The sequence below is a fragment of the Collinsella sp. Sow4_E3 genome, assembly GCF_052116285.1.
Taxonomy (GTDB): domain Bacteria; phylum Actinomycetota; class Coriobacteriia; order Coriobacteriales; family Coriobacteriaceae; genus Collinsella.
Map to the genome: position 1 here is coordinate 1 of NZ_JBQKLJ010000110.1, position 485 is coordinate 485.

Below are 485 nucleotides of genomic sequence, written 5' to 3' on the forward strand. Positions count from 1 at the left end.
GGGTATGGTACACTCTATAAGAACCAGTATAGCTATGATAGTATTATCTGTAAACTTCTTGCATACTTTATGGATGAGCGTAAAGTTGTTAAGAATGAGATGATTAAACTTATTGGCTCCGGTGTACCTAAATCTGATATTCGAGTAAAGGTACTAGATCAGCGTCAAAAGGTTCTTAAGCTACTAGCCAACTCATTCTATGGTGCATATGCTGAGAAATCATTTATCTTCTATAATAAGGATGCTGCACCTTCTGTAACCTATAATGGACGCTTAATCATAGGATACACACTTTACCTATTTGAAACAATGTTGATGGATAACCATTGGTTTACAGAACCTGATGAATTATTCGTCTATGTAACTGCATGTAAGATGAAAGTTCAAGACTCATCATTAGATGATCTAGGTGAGAATCCAAATCTTCCTTCTAATATTGACGAAATTCGTAAGGAAGTTAAGCGTAAATTAGTCTCCTACTGTGC

General features: G+C 35.5%; 1 protein-coding gene. It reads left to right on the forward strand.

Annotation, left to right across the window (positions count from 1 at the left end; genetic code table 11):
- Positions 1 to 69: 69 nt before the first annotated feature.
- The coding region (locus ACTQ48_RS11515; RefSeq protein ID WP_441571066.1) for a family B DNA polymerase at positions 70 to 485 on the forward strand (416 nt) is incomplete at its 3' end.